This window comes from Pseudomonas sp. ok266, from assembly GCF_900110195.1.
Classification (GTDB): Bacteria; Pseudomonadota; Gammaproteobacteria; order Pseudomonadales; family Pseudomonadaceae; genus Aquipseudomonas; species Aquipseudomonas neuropathica.
Window position 1 is genome coordinate 197,215 of record NZ_FOCU01000006.1, and the last position, 23,667, is coordinate 220,881.

The 23,667-nt window shown below is 58.8% G+C and carries 23 protein-coding genes; 8 read left to right on the plus strand and 15 right to left on the minus strand.

What is annotated here, in order from left to right; all coding sequences use genetic code 11:
- Nucleotides 1-20 precede the first annotated feature (20 nt).
- From BMY54_RS12885 to BMY54_RS12900, 4 genes are all read right to left on the minus strand, one after another.
- The gene (locus BMY54_RS12885; RefSeq protein ID WP_093433003.1) at nucleotides 21-695 is read right to left on the minus strand and encodes a DUF3313 domain-containing protein; all 675 of its coding nucleotides are present in this window, start codon (nucleotides 693-695) and stop codon (nucleotides 21-23) included.
- Nucleotides 696-1,429: 734 nt separating this feature from the next.
- Nucleotides 1,430-2,404, minus strand: a complete 975-nt coding sequence (locus BMY54_RS12890; RefSeq protein ID WP_093433006.1) for a hypothetical protein — start codon at nucleotides 2,402-2,404, stop codon at nucleotides 1,430-1,432.
- Between the two features lie 220 nt (nucleotides 2,405-2,624).
- On the minus strand, nucleotides 2,625-3,104 hold the full coding sequence (locus BMY54_RS12895; RefSeq protein WP_093433008.1) for a DUF934 domain-containing protein: 480 nt from the start codon (nucleotides 3,102-3,104) through the stop codon (nucleotides 2,625-2,627).
- Complete coding sequence (locus BMY54_RS12900) at nucleotides 3,101-4,774, minus strand: nitrite/sulfite reductase (RefSeq protein ID WP_093433011.1); 1,674 nt, start codon at nucleotides 4,772-4,774, stop codon at nucleotides 3,101-3,103. The genes BMY54_RS12895 and BMY54_RS12900 overlap by 4 nt, the downstream gene beginning before the upstream one ends.
- Nucleotides 4,775-5,120: 346 nt before the next feature.
- Between BMY54_RS12900 and ccoN the strand changes: the two genes are divergently transcribed.
- The 3 genes from ccoN (at nucleotide 5,121) to BMY54_RS12920 (ending at nucleotide 7,960) form a co-directional block, all read left to right on the plus strand.
- Nucleotides 5,121-6,548, plus strand: a complete 1,428-nt coding sequence (gene ccoN / locus BMY54_RS12910; protein ID WP_093433574.1) for a cytochrome-c oxidase, cbb3-type subunit I — start codon at nucleotides 5,121-5,123, stop codon at nucleotides 6,546-6,548.
- Between the two features lie 18 nt (nucleotides 6,549-6,566).
- Nucleotides 6,567-6,785 carry a CcoQ/FixQ family Cbb3-type cytochrome c oxidase assembly chaperone gene (locus BMY54_RS12915; protein WP_093433014.1) on the plus strand — a complete coding sequence of 73 codons (219 nt, stop codon included), beginning with the start codon at nucleotides 6,567-6,569 and terminating at the stop codon, nucleotides 6,783-6,785.
- Nucleotides 6,786-7,024: 239 nt separating this feature from the next.
- Entirely contained in the window at nucleotides 7,025-7,960 is a 936-nt protein-coding gene (locus BMY54_RS12920) for a halovibrin HvnC (protein WP_093433017.1), read from the plus strand.
- 108 nt (nucleotides 7,961-8,068) lie between these two features.
- Here the strand turns inward: BMY54_RS12920 and BMY54_RS12925 are convergent, their stop codons facing one another.
- Entirely contained in the window at nucleotides 8,069-8,560 is a 492-nt protein-coding gene (locus BMY54_RS12925) for a hypothetical protein (protein ID WP_093433020.1), read from the minus strand.
- 210 nt (nucleotides 8,561-8,770) lie between these two features.
- On the opposite strand from BMY54_RS12925, the gene BMY54_RS12930 reads away from it, so the two are divergent.
- The 5 genes from BMY54_RS12930 (at nucleotide 8,771) to BMY54_RS12950 (ending at nucleotide 13,414) form a co-directional block, all read left to right on the plus strand.
- Nucleotides 8,771-10,162, plus strand: a complete 1,392-nt coding sequence (locus tag BMY54_RS12930; RefSeq protein WP_256573889.1) for a hypothetical protein — start codon at nucleotides 8,771-8,773, stop codon at nucleotides 10,160-10,162.
- 73 nt (nucleotides 10,163-10,235) lie between these two features.
- Complete coding sequence (locus BMY54_RS12935) at nucleotides 10,236-11,183, plus strand: halovibrin HvnC (RefSeq protein ID WP_093433023.1); 948 nt, start codon at nucleotides 10,236-10,238, stop codon at nucleotides 11,181-11,183.
- 38 nt (nucleotides 11,184-11,221) lie between these two features.
- Nucleotides 11,222-12,154, plus strand: coding sequence for a halovibrin HvnC (locus tag BMY54_RS12940; protein WP_093433026.1), 933 nt, complete (start codon nucleotides 11,222-11,224; stop codon nucleotides 12,152-12,154).
- On the plus strand, nucleotides 12,154-12,603 hold the full coding sequence (locus BMY54_RS12945) for a DUF2599 domain-containing protein (protein ID WP_093433029.1): 450 nt from the start codon (nucleotides 12,154-12,156) through the stop codon (nucleotides 12,601-12,603). Before BMY54_RS12940 ends, BMY54_RS12945 begins: the two co-directional genes overlap by 1 nt.
- A 118-nt stretch (nucleotides 12,604-12,721) precedes the next feature.
- Entirely contained in the window at nucleotides 12,722-13,414 is a 693-nt protein-coding gene (locus BMY54_RS12950; RefSeq protein WP_093433031.1) for an aspartate/glutamate racemase family protein, read from the plus strand.
- A gap of 1 nt (nucleotide 13,415) precedes the next feature.
- On the opposite strand, the gene BMY54_RS12955 is transcribed toward BMY54_RS12950, so the two are convergent.
- The 10 genes from BMY54_RS12955 to BMY54_RS13000 form a co-directional block, all read right to left on the minus strand.
- Entirely contained in the window at nucleotides 13,416-13,934 is a 519-nt protein-coding gene (locus BMY54_RS12955) for a GNAT family N-acetyltransferase (protein ID WP_093433034.1), read from the minus strand.
- Nucleotides 13,935-14,108: 174 nt separating this feature from the next.
- Nucleotides 14,109-15,089 (minus strand): LysR family transcriptional regulator, encoded by a 981-nt coding sequence (locus BMY54_RS12960; RefSeq protein WP_093433036.1) that lies wholly within the window; start codon nucleotides 15,087-15,089, stop codon nucleotides 14,109-14,111.
- 163 nt (nucleotides 15,090-15,252) lie between these two features.
- Entirely contained in the window at nucleotides 15,253-16,200 is a 948-nt protein-coding gene (locus BMY54_RS12965) for a peptidylprolyl isomerase (RefSeq protein ID WP_093433038.1), read from the minus strand.
- A complete protein-coding gene (locus tag BMY54_RS12970; protein ID WP_093433041.1) occupies nucleotides 16,197-16,667 on the minus strand; it encodes a YbjN domain-containing protein in 471 nt (156 codons plus the stop codon). The genes BMY54_RS12965 and BMY54_RS12970 overlap by 4 nt, the downstream gene beginning before the upstream one ends.
- 17 nt (nucleotides 16,668-16,684) lie before the next feature.
- Entirely contained in the window at nucleotides 16,685-17,314 is a 630-nt protein-coding gene (locus BMY54_RS12975; protein ID WP_093433044.1) for a DNA repair protein, read from the minus strand.
- Between the two features lie 17 nt (nucleotides 17,315-17,331).
- Nucleotides 17,332-19,029 carry a putative porin gene (locus tag BMY54_RS12980; RefSeq protein WP_093433047.1) on the minus strand — a complete coding sequence of 566 codons (1,698 nt, stop codon included), beginning with the start codon at nucleotides 19,027-19,029 and terminating at the stop codon, nucleotides 17,332-17,334.
- Nucleotides 19,030-19,068: 39 nt separating this feature from the next.
- Nucleotides 19,069-19,773 (minus strand): energy transducer TonB family protein, encoded by a 705-nt coding sequence (locus tag BMY54_RS12985; protein ID WP_093433049.1) that lies wholly within the window; start codon nucleotides 19,771-19,773, stop codon nucleotides 19,069-19,071.
- Between the two features lie 3 nt (nucleotides 19,774-19,776).
- Nucleotides 19,777-20,202: an ExbD/TolR family protein gene (locus BMY54_RS12990; RefSeq protein WP_003201710.1), complete on the minus strand. Its 426-nt coding sequence runs from the start codon at nucleotides 20,200-20,202 to the stop codon at nucleotides 19,777-19,779.
- A gap of 11 nt (nucleotides 20,203-20,213) precedes the next feature.
- Nucleotides 20,214-22,010 carry a DUF2341 domain-containing protein gene (locus BMY54_RS12995; protein ID WP_093433052.1) on the minus strand — a complete coding sequence of 599 codons (1,797 nt, stop codon included), beginning with the start codon at nucleotides 22,008-22,010 and terminating at the stop codon, nucleotides 20,214-20,216.
- A 14-nt stretch (nucleotides 22,011-22,024) separates the two neighbouring features.
- Complete coding sequence (locus BMY54_RS13000) at nucleotides 22,025-23,623, minus strand: ShlB/FhaC/HecB family hemolysin secretion/activation protein (RefSeq protein ID WP_093433054.1); 1,599 nt, start codon at nucleotides 23,621-23,623, stop codon at nucleotides 22,025-22,027.
- Nucleotides 23,624-23,667 lie beyond the last annotated feature (44 nt).

Below are 23,667 nucleotides of genomic sequence, written 5' to 3' on the forward strand. Positions count from 1 at the left end.
GACAATCCGGCCTCGTGCGCTTACTTGGCTTTCTTGAGCTTCAGATACGACTGACGCAGGTCTGAGGCCCAGCCATCGATGACGGGTTTGACGTCGTTGGTGCTCATTGCTTGCGAGTCATTTTCCAGTGGTTTGCCGGTGCCTTTGCGCACCACTTGCGCGACGACCTTGTTATTCGCGCCATCGAGGAACACCGCTTCGGTGGCCAACGTAGTTTCCTGATCACGAATACCGCTGGCGGTGCTGACCGCAGCGGCGACCAGCGCAATCGGAATTACCTCGTAAGCATGCAGGCCTTCGGTGGAGCTGCTCACGGCGGTGATTGCCGCACGCACCACAATCACGCCCGGGCCCGGACCGGTGGCCAATGGCAAGTCTTTGCCGATCTCACGTTTGAGCGCCTGATCGTAGTAGGAAGTGATGCCATTGAGGGTTTGCTGGGAGATTTTCGCGGTCGGTTGCGGTTTCGGGTAGAGCTGAGTCGGCTCGATGTACACACTGGTGAATTTCCTGACGTCGACCTTCGGATCGATCCAGCGCATCACCTCGGCACCGGACGGGGATTTGGCCTCCTTGAGCTGGCTGTAGTCTTTGAGGAATCCTGAGTACTCTTTCGGGTCGACGGTTTTGCTGGAACAACCCACCATTGCGACGGTGGCAATGCACAGAGTGCCCATCATCACTGCTAGCTTCATGCTGTAACTCCTGTCAGAAGGCCGAAAAACTTTGCCCGGGGGAATTACAGGTATAGCTAAAACTTCAGTAATTGCGATTGCACAGCACAATATTCACGCAAGGCTGCGCGGCGGATCACAAGCGTCATTTGAAAGACGTCTAGCATCCGGCAACGCTGCATCGAGCTCTTGGCCATTGGTGAGTTTCAAGAATCCGCTGCATTGGAACAAGCTGAGCCAGAACGCCCGCAAGTGCTGTTGCAGGGGTGGAAGAAGATGAACATGGGGGATCCGGCGCTTAAGTGACCGGCTGGAAATTGTCTTCCCTCACCCTAGCCCTCTCCCAGAGGGAGAGGGGACCGATTGGGGGATATTCAAGAGTTCCGCCGACGTGATCGATTGGCTTTGAATCCATAATCGACTCGGTCTGTCACGTCGGTGTCGCTCGCCAGACACCTCGGTCAGTCCCCTCTTTCAGAGGTAGATAGAGGGGACCGATTGGGGGAGATTCGAGAGATGCACCGACGTGATCGATTGGCTTGGAATCCATAATCAACTCGGTCTGTCACGTCGGTGTCGCTCGCCAGACAACTCGGTCAGTCCCCTCTCCCTGAGGTAGATAGAGGCGACAGATTGGCTTGGAATCCATAATCGACTCGGTCTGTCACGTCGGTGTCGCTCGCCAGACACCTCGGTCAGTCCCCTCTCCCTCCGGGAGAGGGTTAGGGTGAGGGGCTTTTCAGGGGTTCACCCCGTTACCAGGACGAAGTCTCACCACTGCGCAACGCCATCTCCCGCCGACTGTTGATGTGCATCGCCTTGATCAAGGACACCGTGCCCACCAGCAAAATCGCCGCGCCCAACAGGAAGTCGATGTTGTACAGCTGAAAATCCTGCACCGGCCCGATCAGCAGCACCCGCACGATCGCGGCGCCCAACAGCGTGGCGAGGAAGTCGATCCCCGGCTCATTGCGGTAAAACACCAGCAGTAACGGCAAGCACAACACCAGCAGGAGCAACAACACAACAACCTTGAACGAGCCTTTGCGCTCAACGCTGAACGCACATTCGTGCGGGCCGTAAGCCTTGTAATCGTCGTCGCGGATCATCGAGGTTTTCTCGTTGATGTAGTCGACGCGGTTGTACTTCTGGATCGGCGTGAAGGTGTTGGACATCTCCATCAACGTGGTGATGTTCTTGAAGCGCAGGTCGATGCGCTCGCTGCCCTTGAGGTAATAGAGCACCGGCTTATAGCCGTAGCGGTAGGTGTCGAACGGGAACTCGGTGACCTGACCCTGTACGCCAATCGGGCGCGGTTCAAGTTCGGCGTAGGCGCTTTTGTTGGTGGCTGACAGGTTGCGGCTCAGCGGCTGCACCTTGACCTGCTCAAGGAAGATCGGCGTGACGCCGTAGGACCATTGCAACGGCTCCAGACGCAGGCGCAGTTCATTGCGAGCGAGGTCGTAGCGGTTGAAGGTGCGTTCGGAAACCACCAGGGAACCACTGAGCATGAATTCGCCGCGCAGGTTATTGGTGACGCGCAAGGTCAACTGGTCCTTGCCCAGCAGCGCTGCTTCCGTAGTCGGTGGTGTGCCACACCACGCGGTGCTTTCGCCGACGCCGCCGAGCTGGCCGTCGCGGTTTTCCTTGAATACATAAAAGTAACTGGCCCACAGCGTCACCATTAACAGCAACGCTGTGAGGCCGAGGATTTTTTTGCCCGGACTCACTGATCAGACTCCCTTCTTCGGTTCCATCGTCCAGCCGAAAACCCGCTGGCGACGGCGACTCTACCAAAAGGCCACCACTCACCCAAGGGAAAATGCCCGATTCAGGAGGTTTCTAGGGGTTTCCCCGGTGGTAAAAGCCAGATCAAAAGATCGCAGCCTGTGGCAGCGCCTACAGTTGAACTCATGTAGGAGCTGCCACAGGCTGCGATCTTTTTAACCGTCAACGCCGCCGAAAAAGCGGGCGCGGCTCGATCACCGAACGCCCATACAACACGCTCATGCCAGCCAATCCTTTCAGCGCATCCTCAGCCGATTTGTCCTCACGCACCGCGAAACTGTCGAACCCGCACTGGCGCATATGGCTGAGCTGATCACGCAAGACATCGCCAATCGCGCGCAACTCCCCTGCCCAGCCGAACCGGCTGCGCAGCAGATAAGCCTGGCTGTAAGCACGCCCGTCGCGAAAACTCGGAAAATCCAGCGCTATCAGCGGTAACGAGTCCAGCCACGGCACCAGGCTTTCAACCTCATCATCCGGGCCGAGCCACACGGCGTGGGTCGACGGCGATTCCAGCCAATGCGTCAGTGGCAACATCAGCAAACCCTCCGGCCTTGGCGTCGATGGTTCGCGCACCAACGTCCACGGATCGTCTGTCACTATCCGCGCTACGCCCTGCTCCAGCCGCAACAGATTGTTCATACCGCCGCCTCCAGCGTCTTCGGATAGACCCGTTCCTTGAACGGCTCCAGGCCAATCCGCGCGACGGTGTCGACAAACAGTTCCTCGTGCTCGCGATAGCGCACAAACGTGCCGATGATCCGCTCGATCACCTGCGGCACCTCGGCAGCGCTGAACGACGGGCCGATGACTTTGCCCAATGCGCTGTTTTTGCCCTGGGCGCCGCCGAGGGTGATCTGATACCACTCACTGCCATTTTTATCGACACCGAGGATGCCGATATTGCCGATGTGGTGGTGGCCGCAGGCGTTCATGCACCCAGAAATATTCAGGCTGATATCACCCAGATCATGCAGGTAATCGAGGTTGTCGAAGCGCGCCTGAATCGCCTGGGCAATCGGGATCGATTTGGCGTTGGCCAGTGCACAGAAATCGCCACCGGGGCAGGCAATGATGTCGGTCAGCAGGCCGACGTTGGCGCTGCCCAGATCGTGTTTACACGCCAGTTGCCACAGCGCATAGAGGTCGGTTTTCGCCACGTCAGGGAGGACGATGTTCTGCTCATGGGCAATACGAATTTCGCCAAACCCGAAACGCTGCGACCAGTCCGCCACCGCCAGCATCTGCACACCGGTGACATCCCCCGGCGGCGAAGCCATGCCCGGTTTGGTCGACAGCACCACGCTGGTGTAACCCGGCACCTTGTGCGGCTGCACGTTGCGCGCGACCCAACGGGCGAACGCCGGGCTTTCCGCCAGACGCGTGCCGAAGTCCAGATCGGTGTCGGCCAAGGTGTGATAAACCGGCGGCACGAAGGCACTGGCGACCCGTTGATATTCGGCCTCGGTCAGTTGCGCCGGGCCGTCCTTGAGGTGTTGCCATTCCTCCTCGACTTCCTTGGCAAACGCTTCGATGCCCAGTGCCTTGACCAGAATTTTGATCCGCGCCTTGTATTTGTTGTCGCGCCGGCCGTGGCGGTTGTACACCCGCAGCACGGCTTCGACGTAAGACAGCAAATGCTGCCACGGCAAGCCTTCGCGAATCTGCAAACCGAGGATCGGCGTGCGCCCCAGACCACCGCCGACGATCACTCGCAGAAGCATCTGCCCATCGCGGCCGGGGTAAAGGTAGAGGCCGATGTCGTGCATCATGATTGCCGCGCGATCCTGCTTCGCCGAACAAATGGCGATCTTGAATTTGCGCGGCAGAAACAGGAATTCCGGGTTGATCGTCGACCACTGCCGCAGGATCTCGGCCAATGGGCGCGGGTCGATCAGTTCGTCCGCCGCGACCCCGGCGAACGCCTCGGTGGTGATGTTGCGCACGCAGTTGCCGGAGGTCTGGATCGCATGCATGTTGACCTGCGCCAGACGCTCAAGGATATCCGGCACCTCGGCGAGTTCGATCCAGTTGAACTGCATGTTCTGCCGCGTAGTGAAGTGGCCGTAACCACGATCGTAATCACTGGCGATGCTCGCCAGTGTGCGCATCTGCTCGGCGCTCAGCGTGCCGTAGGGAATCGCCACGCGCAGCATGTAGGCGTGCTTCTGCATGTACAGGCCGTTTTGCAGGCGCAGCGGCAGGAACTCCTCTTCGCTCAATTCCCCGGCCATGAAGCGCTCGACCTGATCGCGAAACTGCGCAACGCGCTCGAACACCAGCGCCCGGTCGTAATCATCGTATTGATACATGCCACTGCCACCTCATCAGGACGCACACAATTCCTGTAGGCCTTCGCCGGCTCGCGATAGCGGTGTGTCAGGCAACTGAGATGTTGACTGACACACCGCTATCGCGAGCCGGCGAAGGCCTACAGATTTTCCCAGACTATGGCCGAACGGCGCAGCACGTTACAGATTCACCTGAACTCATAAAAACCATATCAGGGCGCGGCAGAACGCCGCAGTCAGCCCTTAGATCTGATCCGCACAAATCAAAGATTCCTGAGCCTGTTTTGTTTCTGGTGGGGTTTCTACAGTGCAGCTCATGCCAGACCGGGTGGCCTGGCAAGACTTTGCAACCGTGGATGAACTGGCCATGAGCACAGCAACAATCGGACAGGCTTACAACTACAAGGTCGTCCGCCAATTCGTTATCGCGACGGTTTTCTGGGGTGTGGTGGGCATGGCGATGGGCGTGTTCATCGCCTCGCAACTGGTGTGGCCAGAGATGAATCTGGACCTGCCGTGGACCACCTTCGGCCGACTGCGACCGCTGCACACCAGCCTGGTGATTTTCGGTTTCGCCGGCAGCGCGCAATTCGCCGCCAGCTACTACGCAGTGCAGCGCACCTGCCAGGTGCGGCTGTATTCAGACAAACTCGCCGCGTTCACCTTCTGGGGCTGGCAATCGGTGATTGTGGTCATGCTGATCACCCTGCCGCTGGGCTACACCACCACCAAGGAATACGCCGAGATCGAATTCTCCGGCGCGGTGTGGATGGCTGTCGTCTGGGTCGCTTACGCCATTGTGTTTTTCACCACCGTGGTGCAGCGCAAGACCAAACACATCTACGTCGGCAACTGGTTTTTTGGTGCGTTCATCCTGGTGATCGCCATGTTGCACGTGGTCAATCACCTGTCGATTCCGGTGGACTGGTTCAAGTCGTATCCGGTGTATTCCGGCGCCACTGATGCGATGGTGCAGTGGTGGTACGGGCACAACGCGGTGGGTTTCTTCCTGACCACCGGGTTCCTCGGCATGATGTATTACTTCGTGCCGAAACAGGTCAATCGGCCGGTGTATTCGTATCGCTTGTCGATTGTGCATTTCTGGGCGCTGATTACCTTGTACATCTGGGCCGGCCCGCACCATTTGCACTACACCGCGCTGCCGGACTGGGCGCAGTCACTGGGCATGGCCATGTCGCTGATCCTGCTGGCGCCGAGCTGGGGCGGGATGATCAACGGCATGATGACCTTGTCCGGTGCCTGGCATAAGTTGCGCACCGACCCGATTCTGCGATTCCTCGTGCTGTCGCTGGCGTTCTACGGCATGTCGACCTTCGAAGGGCCGATGATGGCGATCAAAACCGTCAACGCCCTCTCCCACTACACCGACTGGACCATCGGCCACGTGCACGCCGGGGCGTTGGGCTGGGTGGCGATGATTACTTTTGGCGCGACCTATCACATGGTGCCGAAAGTGTTTGGCCGCGAGCAGATGTACAGCACGCCGCTGATCAACCTGCACTTCTGGCTGGCGACCATCGGCACGGTGCTCTACATCGCTTCGATGTGGGTCAACGGCATCACCCAGGGCCTGATGTGGCGGGCGATCAACGAGGACGGCACGCTGACCTATTCATTCGTCGAAGCGCTACAGGCCAGTCATCCGGGGTTTATCGTGCGCTTTGCCGGCGGGGTGTTCTTCCTCACCGGGATGTTGTTGATGGCTTACAACGTGTGGCGCACGGTGCGGGTGGCCGACATTTCACTGGCGCGCAGTGAAGCGCAGATCGCCTGAGGCAGGGAGTCGCGCGTGATGGAGATTTTCTTTGATGTGTTGGGCGTGATGTTTCTTTGGCTGGCGGTGGAGTACTGCTTGCGACGGGAGACGGCGGACAGTCTGGATGAAGCGAGCATGGTGCCGTTTGCCGATGACCCCGAGGTGGCGCGGCGGGTTGAACTGGCTACCGGGAAAACCGTGAAAGCGGTGGCGCCGGAAGACGCCAAACCAGGCTGGATCAATCTTGAAATGTGAGAGGAATCAGTAGCGGAGGGGCCTCCCCTCCGCTGCCTGCACATTTTGCTCTGACAGTCCGCCTCCGACAAACGGTAGATTTTTCGTATTTTCCCTGTCAGATCTGACAGTAGGCAGGTGGCAGGTTTGTCTTTATGTTGCTAACGAGACGGCACTCATAGCGCATCGTTTTCCAACGTGCTGCCAAACACTGCCACATGACCATCGGTATTGACCAGTCAGAACCAGGGAGCACCAAGATGAGAAACGCCCTCCTTTCATTGCTCCTTGCAACACTATTAGGCTGCTCACCCATCGCCACCCAGTCACCGGTCGAGCAAGGTGTCAGCAATAGTCCAAACGTAGCAATGACAGGTCCGCAAGTGGTCGAGCTATTGAACCAGCTCTACAACTCCAAATTCGTGAACTGCCATGAGTCAGCCAATCAACCGGCTTTTCTCTGTTCCGGGATCATTCTTCGAGTCACGGACAAGCAGCCTGGCGAAACGCATCACGTATGGAACCCAAGCCCAACCTCAGTCAAGAACGGCGGAGTATCGTTTTCCTTCCTCAGGGCAGACTCGAAATTCGGCCGTCTGGCCTGGGGCAAAGGCAATGGATTAATGTTGTACCCCATCTTCGGTGCGCCGCAAGACAAGGTCGATCTGGACGTTTTGTGCTCCTTTCCCATCGATGGCTGGACCTGGAACCGCACCACCCCCTGTGGTCCACACGCCTCTTTTCCCGCGACAAGCCAGCGTTGCCGAAGTGCGGGTGTGACCACCGCCGAGCAATGGAAAAGCGTTTGGGATAACTCGCCCAACAGTCATCACATTCGACAATGTGGCTTCGACGTTTCCGAGGCAACTGGAAGGCCGGCTGCAGCGGCTTTTTACCAATCGGTACGAGCCCGCACAATGTTGAGCCAAGTGTCTGCACATTTCTCCGAACAGAATGAAATCGTGATCAAGACCTGGCCACAGAACCTGCAAAACACCTTGCCTCTGATGGCCTTCTTTTATATCGCCGGGGGGGACAATGCCGGGTTATCTCAAGCCCGAGACAATCAGAAGGATTTCTATGATTCCACTACTTCCAGAATCTGGGTGCCGGTGATCCGTCTGTATCCCCCATCCACATCAGCCCACGATGCAACATTCCAGTACGTTGACACGGATCAGTTGATCAAACCCTGATTCAGCCCGTGCTGCTCACCGTGCCTGCACTGCAAACGCAGCCAGTAGCGTCACCGCCAGATTGGCCTCGTCACGTGTGCAGGACTGGACCAAGCGAGGGCGATGGTGCTAGCCGCGTTCACGCGGTATCAGACTCTGCAATTGCAGCGCCAGAAAATTTGCATCAAATACAAACGTGTCGGGATCCTTCAACCCATTGGTCTTGCGCCACTGCCACTCACCGTCTGCCAATCCCACCAGGGAAATACTGCCGTAACGTGCCGCCGTAAGGCCCATCACCGCCAGGGAAATCTGCCCCGCGCTGCCCATCACATCCGGCACGAACTCTACCGGTTTGCCGGCAATCACGATGCTCAGCTTTTCCGTCTTGAAGGTCGAGGTTTCCACCGGCGTGCTCGGCCCGAACGCGACATACGTCTCACGGCTGACTTCCAGCAGATCGGGCATTTGTACCGGCGCAAGCCATTGCTCAATGTTGCCGAACAACTCGATGATCCGGGCGGCCCACGCCGCCGACTGGGTCTCGAACAGTTGGGCCTTGTGCGCTTCGCTCTCGGCATAGCGGCGAAGCATATCGCCCAGTTGTTGTACGTCGTCCATTGTTGCACTCCTCGGCTCAAAGCCTGCGAACTCCGATAGTGGCAGATCAACGTGCTGGCGTACGGTTAACCACCGATTCAAGCTCCGCATACGCTTAATCCAGACGAACGGTAGGATTTGCCCCCTCCACCTGTCAGATCTGACAGTAGGCAGCCAGCGACAGAGGGTTTTAGATAAATCCTCGAGTTGCTTGAGTTCCGGAGAAGCCGCATGACCGTCGATAACGGTAAAACACAACCCCAAGACATCGCCCCTGTGATAATTCCAGGCTGGGTTACAGCCATACAACATCCGGAAAAGCCACATGGCGGAGTTCCCCTGACGTTGCACAACAATGGCTTTCTCCAACTGCTAATCGATCCATGGCTCAACCATAGCGCCTATGACGACGCAGCCATATTGCTCGGAACCTCGGATGTCGCGGTGATCAACAAGGTTACCCAGCCGGGCGAGGAGAATCAGCGGTTCAACATGGATCTACCTGCCGCACTATTGAAAAACGACATCAACCTGGTACGCCTGCAAGTGACCCGAGTCGGTCAGGATCCCGAAACTTCGGAGGCGCTGAAAGTGCTCTATTACACCCCGCGCCCCGGTGACCAGATTTCGGGGGGTGGAGACAATCCCAATCTGATCATGAGCCTTCCGGCCGATGTCATCACCGACGGCATCGATGCCGGCCGCGCAGAAAAGGGCGTGGATGTGACTCTGCGTTACATCCATATGCGCGAGCGGGACATCATTACGCTTTATTGCGATAGCCTGGAAAAAGAGCATGTCGTCAGCGCGGCGCAAGCAGCGGCAGGCAGCGTGGTATTGAAACTGGTCGCCATCGACTTCTGGCAGGACAACCCCAAATTCGCCATGCGTTTCAGAGTCACCGATCAACTCGGCAACTCTTCCGGCCCCCAAGCCATCTGGTCAAAAACCACGTTGATCGATGTGCACTTACGCCGACAACCGGAGCTCGATCTGATCAGGCCCAAGGTACTGGAAGCGAAAGAGTCCGGCGGCACGCTACTGAACTTCATCAAGGATTTTTATGAAGCCAAGTTCGCCACGGTAGAGGTCAACTACACAGGCTCCGACACAGGGCAAACGGTAAAAGTCCAATGGCTCGGACGCAACTTCACCTACACCACTGAGGTGCAGACTGTAAAAACACCTGGGGAAACGTTGCATTTCCAGATTCCGCGCCTGGAGGTCATCGACACTATGGGGGGCGGTGGTCGGGCAGAAGTAACCTACACGGTCAGATTGCCCGGCACTACCGATGACAAGCCCTCTCGCGATCTGAATCTGGCATTCACCGAGCAGAAGCACCTTCTAGGGCAACCCACGATCAATACGGACAGAACCAATTTAAGGGTTTACTACCCGACACTTGAAGCTCCCTACAGAGTGCGTATGGCGTTGCATGGTGTGACCACCCGCTATAGCGACGAGGTGGACATCGTCAACGAGTCTTACACCAACTTCCCGATTCCAGCGGCGTGGATCACAGAGAACCGCGGCAAAGACGTGATGTTCAACTACACGCTCAAACGTACCGGGACCAGTGAGCCACTGATCTTTTCATGGTGCCTCAGGGTGAGGCTCTAGCGAGTTACGAGGCAGGGCAACCGCAATCAAACCGACATTTCTCATTACCCTGAACGGTGAAGAGCAAATCATCATGCGCCAAATAATCGGTTTCATATTAATCGCTGTGTTGTTCGGTTGTTCCCAAGACACCCGGCAACTGCCGGCGCCCACCATTACCAATATAGTCCAGAGCATTGATGGGCCTGCCATTGCCGCACGCCTTTCAACCCTGTACGACCGCAAGTACGCGAACTGCAACAACTCAAACTCTCAACCTGCGTTTCTCTGTTCAGGCGTCATAATCAGAGTCACCGTCAAGGATCCTGACAACAAATATAAAGTCTGGGAACCGAGCCCGACTTCGGTAAAACAGGGCATGGTGACATTTTCCTATCTGCGAGCAGACTCCAACATCACACGCTTCGCTTATGGCTATAACAACGGCTACATACTCTTTCCGATATTCGAAGCGCCCACAGACAAGCTTGATCAACAAATACTGTGCTCTTACCCGTACGACGCTTGGAGTCACACTCGTGGCAATACCCCTTGTGCAGCACACGCGAGCTATCCAGCGCAAAGCCAGCTATGCCAAAACGCGGGCGTGACCACCGCAGAACAATGGTACGAAGTCTGGAAAGTGCCCGGCGGCAGCCCCAATCAACGGCAATGCGGCTTTGACGTCAGGGATGAACGCAATGCATTGGCCGGCCCGGCGTTCTATCAATCCATACGCGCCAGAGGGCTGCCCAATCCGCGCAACGAGAATCACAACGAAATCCAGATCAAGACCTGGTGCGACCCCAGCAGCGCCAACCCTGCCACTTCATGTAAACAGTCCTTCCCTGCCAACAGGTTTCCGATCATGGCGTTCTTCTACTTAAACGGCAGCGCGGGCCTGGCGGACGCCCAGTACAACCAGCGTGATTTCTATAACTCGACCAATCCGAAAGTCATCGTACCGATCATTCGTCTGACGCTTGCCAGTAGTGGCACGATTTTTACTTACATACAGGCCGATCAGGTGATCCTCCAGTAAGTCCATTCCAACTTTAGTTGAAGGAAAAGGAAATCATCATGTACAAAATAGTCGCATTCTTGCTGATCGGTTTGTTGACGGCATGCTCACAGCCTGCATCGCAATCACTTGATGTAATCGACGCGAGCGCAGTGCAGAGCCAGAGAATGGATGGCCCGGCTACCGCCACTTATCTCACGACGCTCTACGCCCGCAAGTTCCCCAATTGCAACAAAGTGGATTCGCAACCTGCCTTTCTATGTTCAGGGGTGATGATCAGGGTTACGGAAAAAGACCCGAACAATACTTATAAAGTCTGGGATCCGAGTCCCACCTCGGTAAAAAATGGCGGAGTCAACTTCTCCTATCTGCGTGCTGATAGCAACTTCAGCAAAATGGCCTGGGGCAACGCCAATGGCTACATGCTGTATCCGATATTGGAAAGGCTTGCTGGCACTGACCAGTTAGCAGTGCTATGTGCGTATCCCATGGACTCTTATGGATGGTATCGCAGTGCAACCGCCGTTTGCGTTGCTCACCCTTCTTACCCGAAGAGTGGCCACTGCCAGGATGCAAACATAACCACCGGCGAGCAATTCAAAGCGGCTTGGGATGGCGCTCCTGGCGATCAAAACCGGCGTCAATGCGACTTTGATGTCAGAGACGAACGCAACATGCTCGCCGGCCCGGCGTTTTATCAATCGCTGCGCGCCAAGAGTTTGTTAGGGCAAACAGGCTTCGCCCAATGGAACGACATACTTATCAAAACCTGGCCTGCCGGCAAGCAAAACACCTTCCCCATCCTGGCGTTCTTCTACCTCGGTTCGAGCACCGATCCCAAGCAGCTCGCCGATGCGAAATACAACCAACGGGATTTTTATAACTCGACCAGTGCGAAGGTGATCGTTCCCATCATTCGCGTGGAGTTGGCCGCCAGCGCGACCGGTACAGCGACGTTCACCTACTCCGCAGCAGACCAGGAAATCAGATAATGAGCACTGTTCGCACAATCTCTACAACGTTCGCAATGGCTGCCATCGGCCTGACGGCACTGTTGAGCTGGCCGGCTCATGCGCAGCCAAAATCGGACGACCCGGATAGCTTCATTCTGACGGTCGAGCGCTGCGTAAAATACATTCAGAGCGCGCATTGGGTGTATCGGGAATATGAATGGACTTTTTCCATCACACCCACACCTTGTGCCAGGAAAACCCTCCCGGAAGCCACGCCTTTTATTTGGGATGAGTTGACACGTGATTATTCCAACAGCCGCTATTGGCAAAATACCCACGGCATGCGCCACCAACTGATTTGCCACTTGGCGATCGCGCGCGATAAACCCGAATGGAATCTCGAGCCGTGGCGTCCGGATGTCGGATATGCCAAGACACTCGCCGCCGGTTGCAATCACGTCATCCCGTTACCTGAGCCTGCACCATGACACTTGCGTAAAACTTCATCGTTACAGTTATTTTGCTGCTGGCATCCATCCTTTAACCCAAGGAAACTCGGTGCAGGCCTGTCTTCACTCGCGTCAGGCCATTGCCCGAGGAACTTCAATGCGCACCATCGGCCTGATCGGCGGCATGAGCTGGGAATCCAGCGCCGAATACTATCGACTCGTCAATCAGCAAGTCCGTGATCGTCTCGGCCCGCTCCGCTCGGCGCAAATGCTGATGTACAGCGTCGACTTCGGCCCTGTCGAACAGGCCCAGCACGCCGGGCGCTGGGACGATGCGGCGGCGATTCTGGTCGATGCCGCGCGCAGGCTCGAAGCCGGCGGCGCTGATTGTGTGGTGCTGTGTACCAACACCATGCACAAGGTTGCCGAGCAGATTCAGGCGGCAATCAGCATTCCGTTCTTGCACATTGCCGAACCAGCCGCACAGGCGGCTCTGAACATAGATGCACGCACGGTCGGATTGCTCGGCACCGCGTTCACTATGGAGCAGGACTTTCTCAAACAACGTTTGATTGCCCGAGGCTTGACGGTATTGGTGCCGCACGAAGCCGAGCGCAAGGACGTGCACCGGATCATCTACGACGAACTCTGTGTCGGCGTGATCAGCGATCAGTCACGGCAAATCTATCAGCGGGTGATCGAATCCCTCACCGCGCGTGGCGCGCAGGCGATCATCCTCGGCTGTACGGAAATTGGCATGTTGATCAAACCCGAACACAGCGCCCTGCCCCTGCTCGACACCACCGAACTGCATGCACAGTCGGCGGTGACGTTCGCCCTGGGCGACTGATTCAGGTTTTCGGACGAGTGCGCAGGCGAGCCATGCTCAGGGTGTCGACCCATTGCCCATCCCGCACGGCGTAGTCGCGGAACAGGCCTTCGTCCTCGAAACCGAACTTGCGGTAGAGACCGATGGCCGCTTCGTTATCGGCATACACGGTGAGTTCGACGCGGTGCAGATTCATCCAGTTGTCGGCAACCTCCAGCGCCGCCGCCAACAGCGTCGAGCCCACGCCTTTGCCCTGCCACGCCACCGCAACGCCCATACCGAAACTGCCGGCATGCGCCCGGCGCATCCGTGAATGAGCCTCCAGCCCCAGATTGCCGATCACCACCCCCTGATGCAGCGCAACCAGCTTCACCGCCCGTTCGTTGTCCGCCAGCAGGCGCTGGCGCCAGACCTCAACGGACTGAAACGGCATCTGCAGCACCTGACGCGCCACAGCTGGATCGTTGTACAGCGCAGTAATGCCCTCAATGTGCGATTCGTTGAAACGCTCGAGGTGGATGGCGGGATTGTGGTCTGGCATGGCGGATCCTTCCTGGATCGATGTGTGGCTGACCACTCTAAACCGATAAACCGCTGCCTGGCGAATATCAAAATGTGGGAGCGAGCCTGCTCGTGAAAGCGGTGTGTCAGGCAACAGAGAAGTTGAATGTCAGATTGCTTTCGCGAGCAAGCTCGCTCCCACAGGGGATTGACGTCAAGGCTGAAACCATTCTCGACGTTCGTGGAAGGTGTGGTGAATGAGGTCGGTCAGGGTTTGGACTTCGCTGATATTTTGTGAGTCCGCGTTGACCGCCAGCCATGCCTGCAATTGCATCGGTTCCTCGAACAGCCCCGGCAGTGCGATCAGGCCTCGATCAAACCGGCTCATATACGCCGGCAACAACCCAATGCACGCGCTGCAACGAATCATCTCCAGCATCAACTCATAAGACTGCATCTGCACCACCCCGGCCAACCGCTGTTCAACCAACTCATTCCACGGACGAAAGCTGTCGACCTGCCGATCATGCTGCCATTGCACCAGCATGAAGTCGGCGAGGTCATCAGGCGTGTCCGGCCGCGCAGTGACGCGGGAGTAGCGTTTGGCGATGTGTGGCAGGTAGTCGAGGCGTGCCAGCGGTTGCGGTTCGCTGGTGGCGAAGGTCGGGCCGGGGTGTGGGGTTTCGCCATTGGCGAGCCAGAGGACGATGTCGGCGCTGACGGCGCGCAGGGACAGTTCGCTGTCCAGTGCGATGATTTCCAGGCGCACGCTGGCGTTGCGCCGCAGCAGCGCGATGAGATCGCGGCCGAGGATGTCGTGGAGGATCGATTCGGCGACGGCGAGGCGGATCAATGGTTGCTCGATCACTGGCAGTTTGCGTTCGTTGGCCAGCGCTATGAGTTTGGCCTGTAGCTGTTGGCCTTCGCGGGTGAGGCTCAAGGCGCTGCCCTGAAAGCTGAACAGGGTGTGTTGCAGTTCTTGCTCAAGCTGGGCCAGTTGTTTGCGCAACAAGGTTGCGCGCACGTTGAGGCTACGCGCGGCTTGCATGAAGCAACCGCAGCGGGCGCTGACGAGGAAGTATTGCGCGACTTCGCTGTCAATGGTCGCAGCATGTGCGAGCCACGGTTCGCTGTGGTCGTGCGGCCAGTGGTAATCGTGGTTGCCCTGTCGTCCTGCGGGTTCGGTGAATGACATCGATGACTCCCTGTCGATCTTTGTATTTGTCTTGAGTGCACCATGGATCCCTGTGGGAGCGAGCTTGCTCGCGAAAGCGGAGTGTCAGTCAGCAAATATGTTTAATGTGCTGGCGCTTTCGCGAGCAAGCTCGCTCCCACAGGGGTTTGTGGTGAAGGTGAAATCAGTGTTTTTCCTCCAGGACTTTGTTGAGTTCAGCGCCGTCGATGCTCAGCGTCGCGGTGTTGAGCATGCCGTCCAGGTAGGCTTGGGCGATCTGTTCCTGACGCTGAGCACGCAAGGCCTGGGTCAGTTGATCGCGCAGTTCATCAAGAGTTGCGGCGCGCGCCGGTTGTTGTTCGGTGAGTTTGATCACGTGGAACCCGGCGGCGCTCTGGACGGGATCAGAAACCGCGCCAACCTTGAGCCGCGCCACTGCACCACGCACCTCCGGGACCAGTTGCTGCAACGGTTGCAGGCCCGTATCGCCGCCGCGTTCAGCGGTGACACGATCCTGTGAATACTGAGTGGCCAGTGCGGCAAATTCCGCCGGCGTTGCCTGAGCTTTCTTGCTCAATTCAAGCGCCTGCTTGCGCACCGATTCAAGATTCTGCGGATCATTCACCCCAAGGAAAATCTGGCTGACCCGATACAGCGCCGGTGTCTGCCAATTCGTCTTGCCCGCGTCATAGGCCTGCTGCAACTCAGCCGCACTCGGATAATCCGCCGGCACTTCACTGACCGAACGCAAGTAATCACGGAACACGATCTGCTCAGTCGCTGCCCGGGTCTGCCGCGCAACCTCGGGACGCTGTGCCCAACCTTGGGCATCGGCCTGCTCGAGCACCGCTTTCTCGGCCAGACGCGTGCGAATCCACCGTTCCAGCGCCTCACGATTACCGCGCAATTGTTCGCGGGTTTCCGGCGGAACTGTAGCCAGCAACGCCTGAAGTTCCGCAGGGGTTACCTGCTGATTACCCAACCGCGCCACCGCCGGCCCCGTTGCAACCGCCGTCACCGACGACGATTGCTGGGCGGCGACCGGGTCACTGCCCGGCCGCACCACCAGCGCCACGGCTACCACCAACAACGCCACCGCTGCGACGCTGATCACCATGGCAGGCTTCTTCACAGCGCGACTTCCTCTTGCTCGGCGACAGCCGCCTTAGAAGTGGATGCTTGCGCTGCCTGAGTGAAATCACGCAGATAAACGATAAATTCCTGCAACAGGCGATCCCACAATTCCAGGTTGCCGCGCAGGTGATCGTTGCTCACGCCCGCCGCCACGACCACATCCATTTCCATCACCAGAAACTCGCCCTGCAACGACAAACGCGCAAAACGACGGCTGGCGTTCCACTGCTCGGCCACACCCTTTGGCAACTCACCCTGCACCCGCAGCGCACAGCTGAAAGTGAAATCGACGTAGCTACCCTGCTCCACCGCCGGATTGCCGAATCGCACGGCGTAACCAATGCCCTGACTGGCGCTGAGCAACTGAACAATACCGTTCTGCTCGGTTTCGTTGACGCGATAACCCGCAGCTTGCAGGACTTCGGTCAGGGATTTTGGCGATACGTGGCTGATCAATTGAGTCATTTTTTCTTCCTTGTTTGTCAGTGCGTGAGCGCGGCTTGCGGCGCGTCGAATTGAGTCTTGTAGAGGTCGTCGCCAAACCCCTGAGCCAGTTCATCGAACTTGACCCGGGCACTGCCCGCGAAGGGCTGGCGGATCTTCATCACCTCGGCCACGTCGATGTTTTCGTAGGCAGTGAGGATCTGCTTGGCGACGCCGTACATCTGCTGATTCTTGACTGAACATTGCTGCACTTGTGTGTCACGTTCAGTCAATTGCGCTTGAAGCTTAGACCGTTCTGCTTCTTTGGCACGGGCCAGCACCAGCAACTCGTCATAGGCCTTTTTGAACTTGCCGGTCTGCTCAGCGCTGGCCGCCACTTGCGCCTGCGCCTGGCTGTGCAGGCTCTGTTGCTGCCCGGCCAATTGCTCGGCAACGCCTTTGGCCTTGGCCAGTTCAGCGCTCAATTGCTTGATTTGCGCCTGCGCAGCCTTGGCTTCGTTTTGCGCCGCCAGTTGCGCGGCGCTGGCCTGGGCCTGCTGACTTTGCAGGGCCTGCAACTGTTGCGTGGTGCTGCGCAATTGCGTGCGCAGGCGCTCTTCCATGCCTTCGGCATTCACCCCGGTGGCAATCAACAGCCCGAGCCCGAGCAACACAAATCGCGTTTTCATAACCCTCTCCCGGCGCCTTAGAAGCGCGTGTTGATCTCAAGCTGCAAGACGTCGATGTCGAACGGCGCGCCGTACACCGCTTCGGTACTCATCCAGCGACCGGTCGCGTAAACGTTCTTCGCCAGACCATAGTTGCCGCCGATGAAATAACCCTTGGCGTTGGTGCCGCCGAGGTGGAACGACGAGTCGTTGAAGCCGTCCGGCAAGGCATCCGGCTGGATGTACTTGTAGCCAGCGAACATGTTCCAGTCGCCCTGCTTTTTCAGGTCCAGCGCGCTGCCGAGGGTGAACTGCACCATCCACGCATTGGCGCCGCTTTCGATATCGCCGTTGCTGTCGAGGTTGTTGACGATCTGTCCGGCCGAACGCTTGCGCATGTCGCCCTCGTCGTACGCGAGGTTGTGGATGTAGTTGCCCTGGCTGCGCAGTTTGAAATCTTCTGGCAGGTCGGCGTCCCAGACCATGTTCAGATCAAGCAGATTGAATTCCGAAGCGAGGCCAACAAACTGTGGTTGCGGCGTGGTGGTCGGGTTGAGCGGGTTCGGCGTGATGTCGCGCAGCAGGAACACGCTGTTGCCCTTCTGCATGAACGCCGCACGGCTGCCATCGCTGTCGCAACCCGGTGCGCCGGCCCACGGTTCGCAAGGGCTGGAACGCTGGCCTTGAATGTCGTCGAAGCGGTAGTACGCCAGCGCGCCTTTCAAGCGGTTGTTGCTGTTAATCGCCCATTTGGCGCCGATCTGCGCGCCGTACAACCACTTGTTGTCGCTCTCTTCCTTGTCGAAGCCGTTGCTGCTGGCGGTGTCGTTGGTGTAGTCCACCGGGAACGCACCGACGGTGCCGAACACGCCCCAATCGCGGTTGAGTTTGTGGTCGAAAATCGCTGCGACGCCGTCGAAGTTCAAGTCGTTGGAATAGAGCATGTCGGTGGACATGAACGGATTGGCGAAGCGCCCGCCGGTCAGGGTCAACTCATCGGTCGGCTTCCAGTTCAGGTAACCCTGATCGAGCCAGATGTCCTTTTTGGCGAAACCGCCGCCGAGGCTTTGTGTGGTCGATACCGGGTTGTTGTCCGAGCCGGTGCCGATGCGAATGCCGGCAGTCCATTGCGGCGAGATCTCGGCTTTCATGCCCAGCCGTGCGCGGATGCGGAACTGGTTGGTGCGGTCTTCGCGGGTGTTGAGCAGTGGCGGCAGATTGGTGCTGCTGTTCGGGTTAACGTCGTACGGGCCATTGTTGTTGAGCTTGGCGAAGTCGACGATCTCGTTGCTGTTGCTGTCCGAGTAGTAGCGCGATTCGTCACGCAGGCGAATGTCGCCGTCGAAACTGATGCGCGCTGCCCATTCCGGGAAGCTGTTGGGTGCGGCCCAGTTTTCCTGTTTGGCGGTGGCCATGACTTCGGCTTTGACCTGGTCGCGGATCTGGTCGCGCACCGCTGCCGGCACGTATTGCACTCGGACGTCGCCCGGCGCAGCGACCGGCCCGGCCGCGACTGCGGTGGATGCGGCGGTCTGTTTGGCCTGGGCCGCTTCGTTCTGCGCCTGAGCGATCAGCGCGTCGGCCTTGTCCTGTTTCAGAATGCCCTGCTCGACCAGCAAGCGGATCAGATTGATCGTGGCGTTCTCCGAGGGCGCAGGCGCTGCCACGGCCTGACCGACCAGGGTCGCAATGACCATGCCGACCGCCAGGGACAATCGATTCACATTGGAAATCATCTGCACACAACTCCTTTTGGCAAAGCGTAAATAAGTGAATTAACCCGGACGCCGCCCTTGCAGGGACAGGCGCACAGGCAACGTGATGGAGGCCGGTGGCCGTTCGCTGAGGGCCGGCGCACCGCGTAATGCGGCCAGCACTTGCGTATCAATTTCGGGGTTACCGCTGGACTTGATCAGCTCGACCCGGGTGATCTCGCCAACGCCGCTCAGCCACACGTCGGCCTGCAGCGAGAACGCGAGGTTGCGCAGCTCAGGGTTCTCACGGAGCAAACGCTGGAAGGTGAACGCCAGAAACTGGCTGTACGTCCCGGTGCCCAGACGCCCGCCGCCGGTCCCGGCCATGCCGCCGCCCTTGCCCGCGCCAATGTTGAAAGCGTCGTTACCGGACTGCGCATCGCCGTCCATTTGCATCGGGTTGGCCAGATCGTCCGCCGGTGATGGCGGTGCTTCTTCTTCGGGCTTGACCTCTTCTGGCTCGGGCGTTGGCTCGGGCTCGACGACTTTTTCTTCGACCGGGGTTTCCGGCTCCGGCGGTTTTTCTGGCGGCGGAGGTGGCGGCGGTGGCAACGGAATAATCGTCGGCACCTTCGGCGCTTCGCGGCGGATGCCACTCATGTCGTTGGCCCACTGCCAGAGGAACCACGCAGCGAGCGCGCCGATGAGCAAGCCGGCGCCCCACTTCGCATAACGCAGCGCTGGTTTTTTTACCGGCAGCGGCTCGATCGGGAGTTGTGCGGTCATGACTCAGCCCTGACTCGGTTTGCCGGTCACAAGACCGACCTGGGACAGTTCGAGCCGGCGCAACAGATCCAGCACTTCGATGACTTTCTGGTATTGCACGGTCGCATCGCCGCGCACGATCACCGGGAAATCCGGGCTCTGCGCCTTCTCGATGCGCAGGCGTTCTTCCAGTTCAGCCAATGTCACCGGATAGGCGTCGAGGAACACCTGGCCGCCGTCGTTAACCGAGATCGCCTTGGTCTTGGCCTCGGACAGCGACACGGAGGCGCTGGCCTTGGGCAGGTTGATCTGGATCCCGGAAACCTGCGCGGTGGCGGTGAGGATGAACATCACCAGCACCACCATCAGCACGTCGACCAGGGGCGTGATGTTGATGCTGTCCACCGCGGCATCGTCATCATCGTCGTGGGAGGCATTTACAGACGCCATGTCAGTGCTCCTCAGGCCGGTACGGAGTGGTTGGCGTGATGGCCGCGATGCGACGCTTCACTGAACTGGCTCTCGCCGTGCATCTCCGCCAGCCGGGTGATGAACTCGTCGACGAATACGCGCATGTCGGCGCTGACTTCCTTGTTGCGGGTGATCAGGCGGTTGTAGCCAAACAACGCCGGGATCGCGACGAACAGGCCCATGGCGGTGGCGAGCAAAGCAGCAGCCATACCGGGAGCGATGGCGTTGATGTTGACGTCGCCGGCCATCGCCGTGCCGAGGAACACCACCATGATCCCCAACACCGTGCCGAGCAGGCCGATGTACGGGCCGCCGGCGATGGCGTTGGACAGGGTCGAGAGTTTCGAACTCAGTTGCTGGTTTTCCCGGGTACGTACGCCGTCCATGGAGCAGCGGATCGCTTCGATGGTGGCCGCTGACACCGACGAGGTATCGGCGCCCTGCTCGCGACGGGTGCGGATCTCTTTGACCGCTACCAGATACAGACGCCACAGCGACGAATGCTGCAGACGTTGGGCGAGTTGCGCGTCGTCGGCGAACATCTCCAGACGCGTGCCGACCTTGGCGAACTGCACGCGGAAGTCTTCGTTGGCGGCAGTGACGCGGCTGAGGCTGCGGTTCTTGCGCAGCATGATGATCCACGACTGGAACATCATCAGCACCAGCACGGCGATGATCACCCAGGCATCGATTGGCACGGCGTTGAGCAGGAAGCCGAGGCTGCCGAAACCGAAACCGGACTGTTCTTCGTCGACACCGTAAGCGACCAGTTTCGACTCGGCGCCTTGCGAGGTGGCATCGGCCAGCAGCAGTGCTGCCGGACGTGACACTTTCGACAGGCGCAATTCATCGATAGCGCCCACGAACGGCTGAAAAGGACCTTCGTGCACGTCAGCGCCGATGGCCATGACCGAGTTGAAGGCCGGCATCGCCTGGGCGAGCGTGGCGGCTTCGCGGCCATTGATGAACAGGGTCACTTTGGAACCTTCAGCAGTCAGCGCAACGTGCTGCCATTGGCCCGGATTCAGCGCTTGTGTGGCGACGGCGCGTTGGCCATCGATCTCCACAAACGGCACGCCTTGGTTCGCACCGATCAGCAAGCTGTTGGCGCCTTCGCGACGGGCGAGAATCAGTTGCTCGCCATTGGCCTGATCCAGACGCAGCCAGGCACTGAAGGTGAACGCACTGCCAGCGTTGTGCTGCAGCGATGGACTGGCCGGCAGCAACAGCGGCTGACCGCTGAACTGCAAGGCGCGCCCGACTACGCCGTCAATCGCCGCGCCGGTCGCGCTTTGTGCGGTATTACCGTAGGCGGTGGTGTCTTTGGCCGGGGTGCCAGTGGCGCCGTCAAAGTGATAGAGCGCGGTGTAATTAGGGTCGAAGGTCAGTTGGCCGTTGCCGGTGGCCGGCGCCTTCTGATTGCCGTAATACATCCAGATGTCCTGGCGCTGAGCGCCCTCGACATTCGGCACATCGACCCAGATCAGCGCCATGCCCATCAGCGCATCAAAACTTTCGATCTGGTGGTTGAGCACGGTCTTGTCATCGGCGGCGACAAAGCGCAGGTCCGCGCCGTCCTCTTTCACCCCATCGAAGGTGAAGTTGCCGGTGTGCAGGCGCACCAGCAGCGCAGTGCGGCCAAGAGCCTGATTGATCGCCGCACCTTGCGGCGTGGTGTCGACGGCGATCTGTTTGCGGTAGTGCCAGTCGTCCTGCCACCAGGCCTGAGCCGTGGCCGGGAGCACGAAGCCCAGGCAGATAAACAACGAAAGAATGAGGCGCTGCATGAACGTGCTCCTTGTCAGAAAGTGGCTTGAAGATTGAAGTGCAGGCGCGATTCCTGCTTCGAGGTGTTCGGCCCTTCGAGTAGCGGGTAGCCCCAGTCGAGACTGCCGGACAGCCATTTGCTCAGGCTGGCGCGGGTGCCGAGGCCGACGCTGGCCAAGGCGTAATTGGCGTCCTGGTCCGGCAGTTCGTCGCGCAGATACAGTTGCGCGCCTTCGGCAAAGGCGTAGAAACGCCAGTCCTGCATCCATGTGCCGGCGTACTTGGCCAGCGACGGCGTGCGCACTTCCTGACTGAGCAGCAAGCCGTCATCAGCGGTGCGTTCGGCAGCCAGATAGCCACGCACCGAGGTCGCGCCGCCGGCGGAGAATTGTTCGTTGGAAACCAATGGTCCCGAGGCCAACTGGAACGCTGCTTTGCTTGCGCTCTGCCAGTCGCTGTCGAAGGTCCAGGTGTAATTCGTGTCGCCCTTGAGCACAGCGAAACTCGGCTTGGCGCGGTAGCGTTTGTAGTCGAAGTCTTCGTCGGAACTGCCGTAGCCGAAAATGCTACGAGTGGCGGCTACCAGGCTCAGACCGAGGCCGAGCTGGCTCTTCTCGGTGTAGCGATAGCCGTTGTAGGCGAAGGTGAACGGGGCGTATTGCAGCGGGACTTTGTCGCTCTCACCGGACAGGGTCAGGCGTTCGTCGAAGTCCTTGAAGTCGATGCCGGCCGACAGCGAGTTCGACCAGTTGCCGCTCGATGGCAACGTGTAAATCGCCGAGACGCCATAGGAATGGCCCTTGCCCAACACGTTGCTGCCGCCGATGGTGGCGACGTTGCTGTCGGACTGGTAACCGGAGAACTGCACGCTCCAGCGATCCGTCAGCGGCGCGGTATACGAACCCGACCAGACCTTGGCGTTGTCAGTGTCCTGCGGCGCAGTGAAGTAAGTCAGGTTGATGCTGTGGCCGAGTTGCCAGAGGTTGTTGTAACCGAGGCTGGTGACGGTGCGCAGCTTTTCGGTGTCGGCGCTGTAGTCGTTGTTGAGGCCGACGCTGGCGGTCCACGGGTTCTGGTCTTCAACCTGCAAATCGACGTCCATGGTGCCGGGGCGCTGACCTTCGCGCACCAGCGGCATCACTTGGCGGCCCGGCGTCTTGTTGAGCTGCGCCAGTTCGCCCTGGACCTTGGCGAAGTCCGGCACCTCGCCCTCCTTCAACGCCGGCACGTCGTCGCGGATATCGAGCGGCGAATAGTGTTTGGCGCCGACCACACGTACCCGGCCGACCTTGGTTTCGCTGACTTGCAGGTAGACGATGCCGTCGGCGACGGCTTGTTCCGGCAACTCGACGAACACCGATTGATAACCGCGTTGCTGATAGGCCTTCTGCAAGGCGTCCCGAGCACCTTCGATATCCGTGAGGGCTTTTTGCGGGCCGAGAAACGGGTACACCGCCTCTTCAATCGCGCGTGCATCGAGCACGGTGTTGCCGCGCACGAAGTATTCGTTGACGTCGACCAGACGCTGCGTTGCCGCGCTTTCGGCAGCTTCTTCGGCCAATGCCGGCTGCGCGCCCGCCGTCACCAGCAGCCAGCCCCACAGCGCCAGCCGTGACTTGAAAATCGGTTCCACACTACCCCCTGAATTCGCGATGACCTGTTGGCGTTTCGAACGCC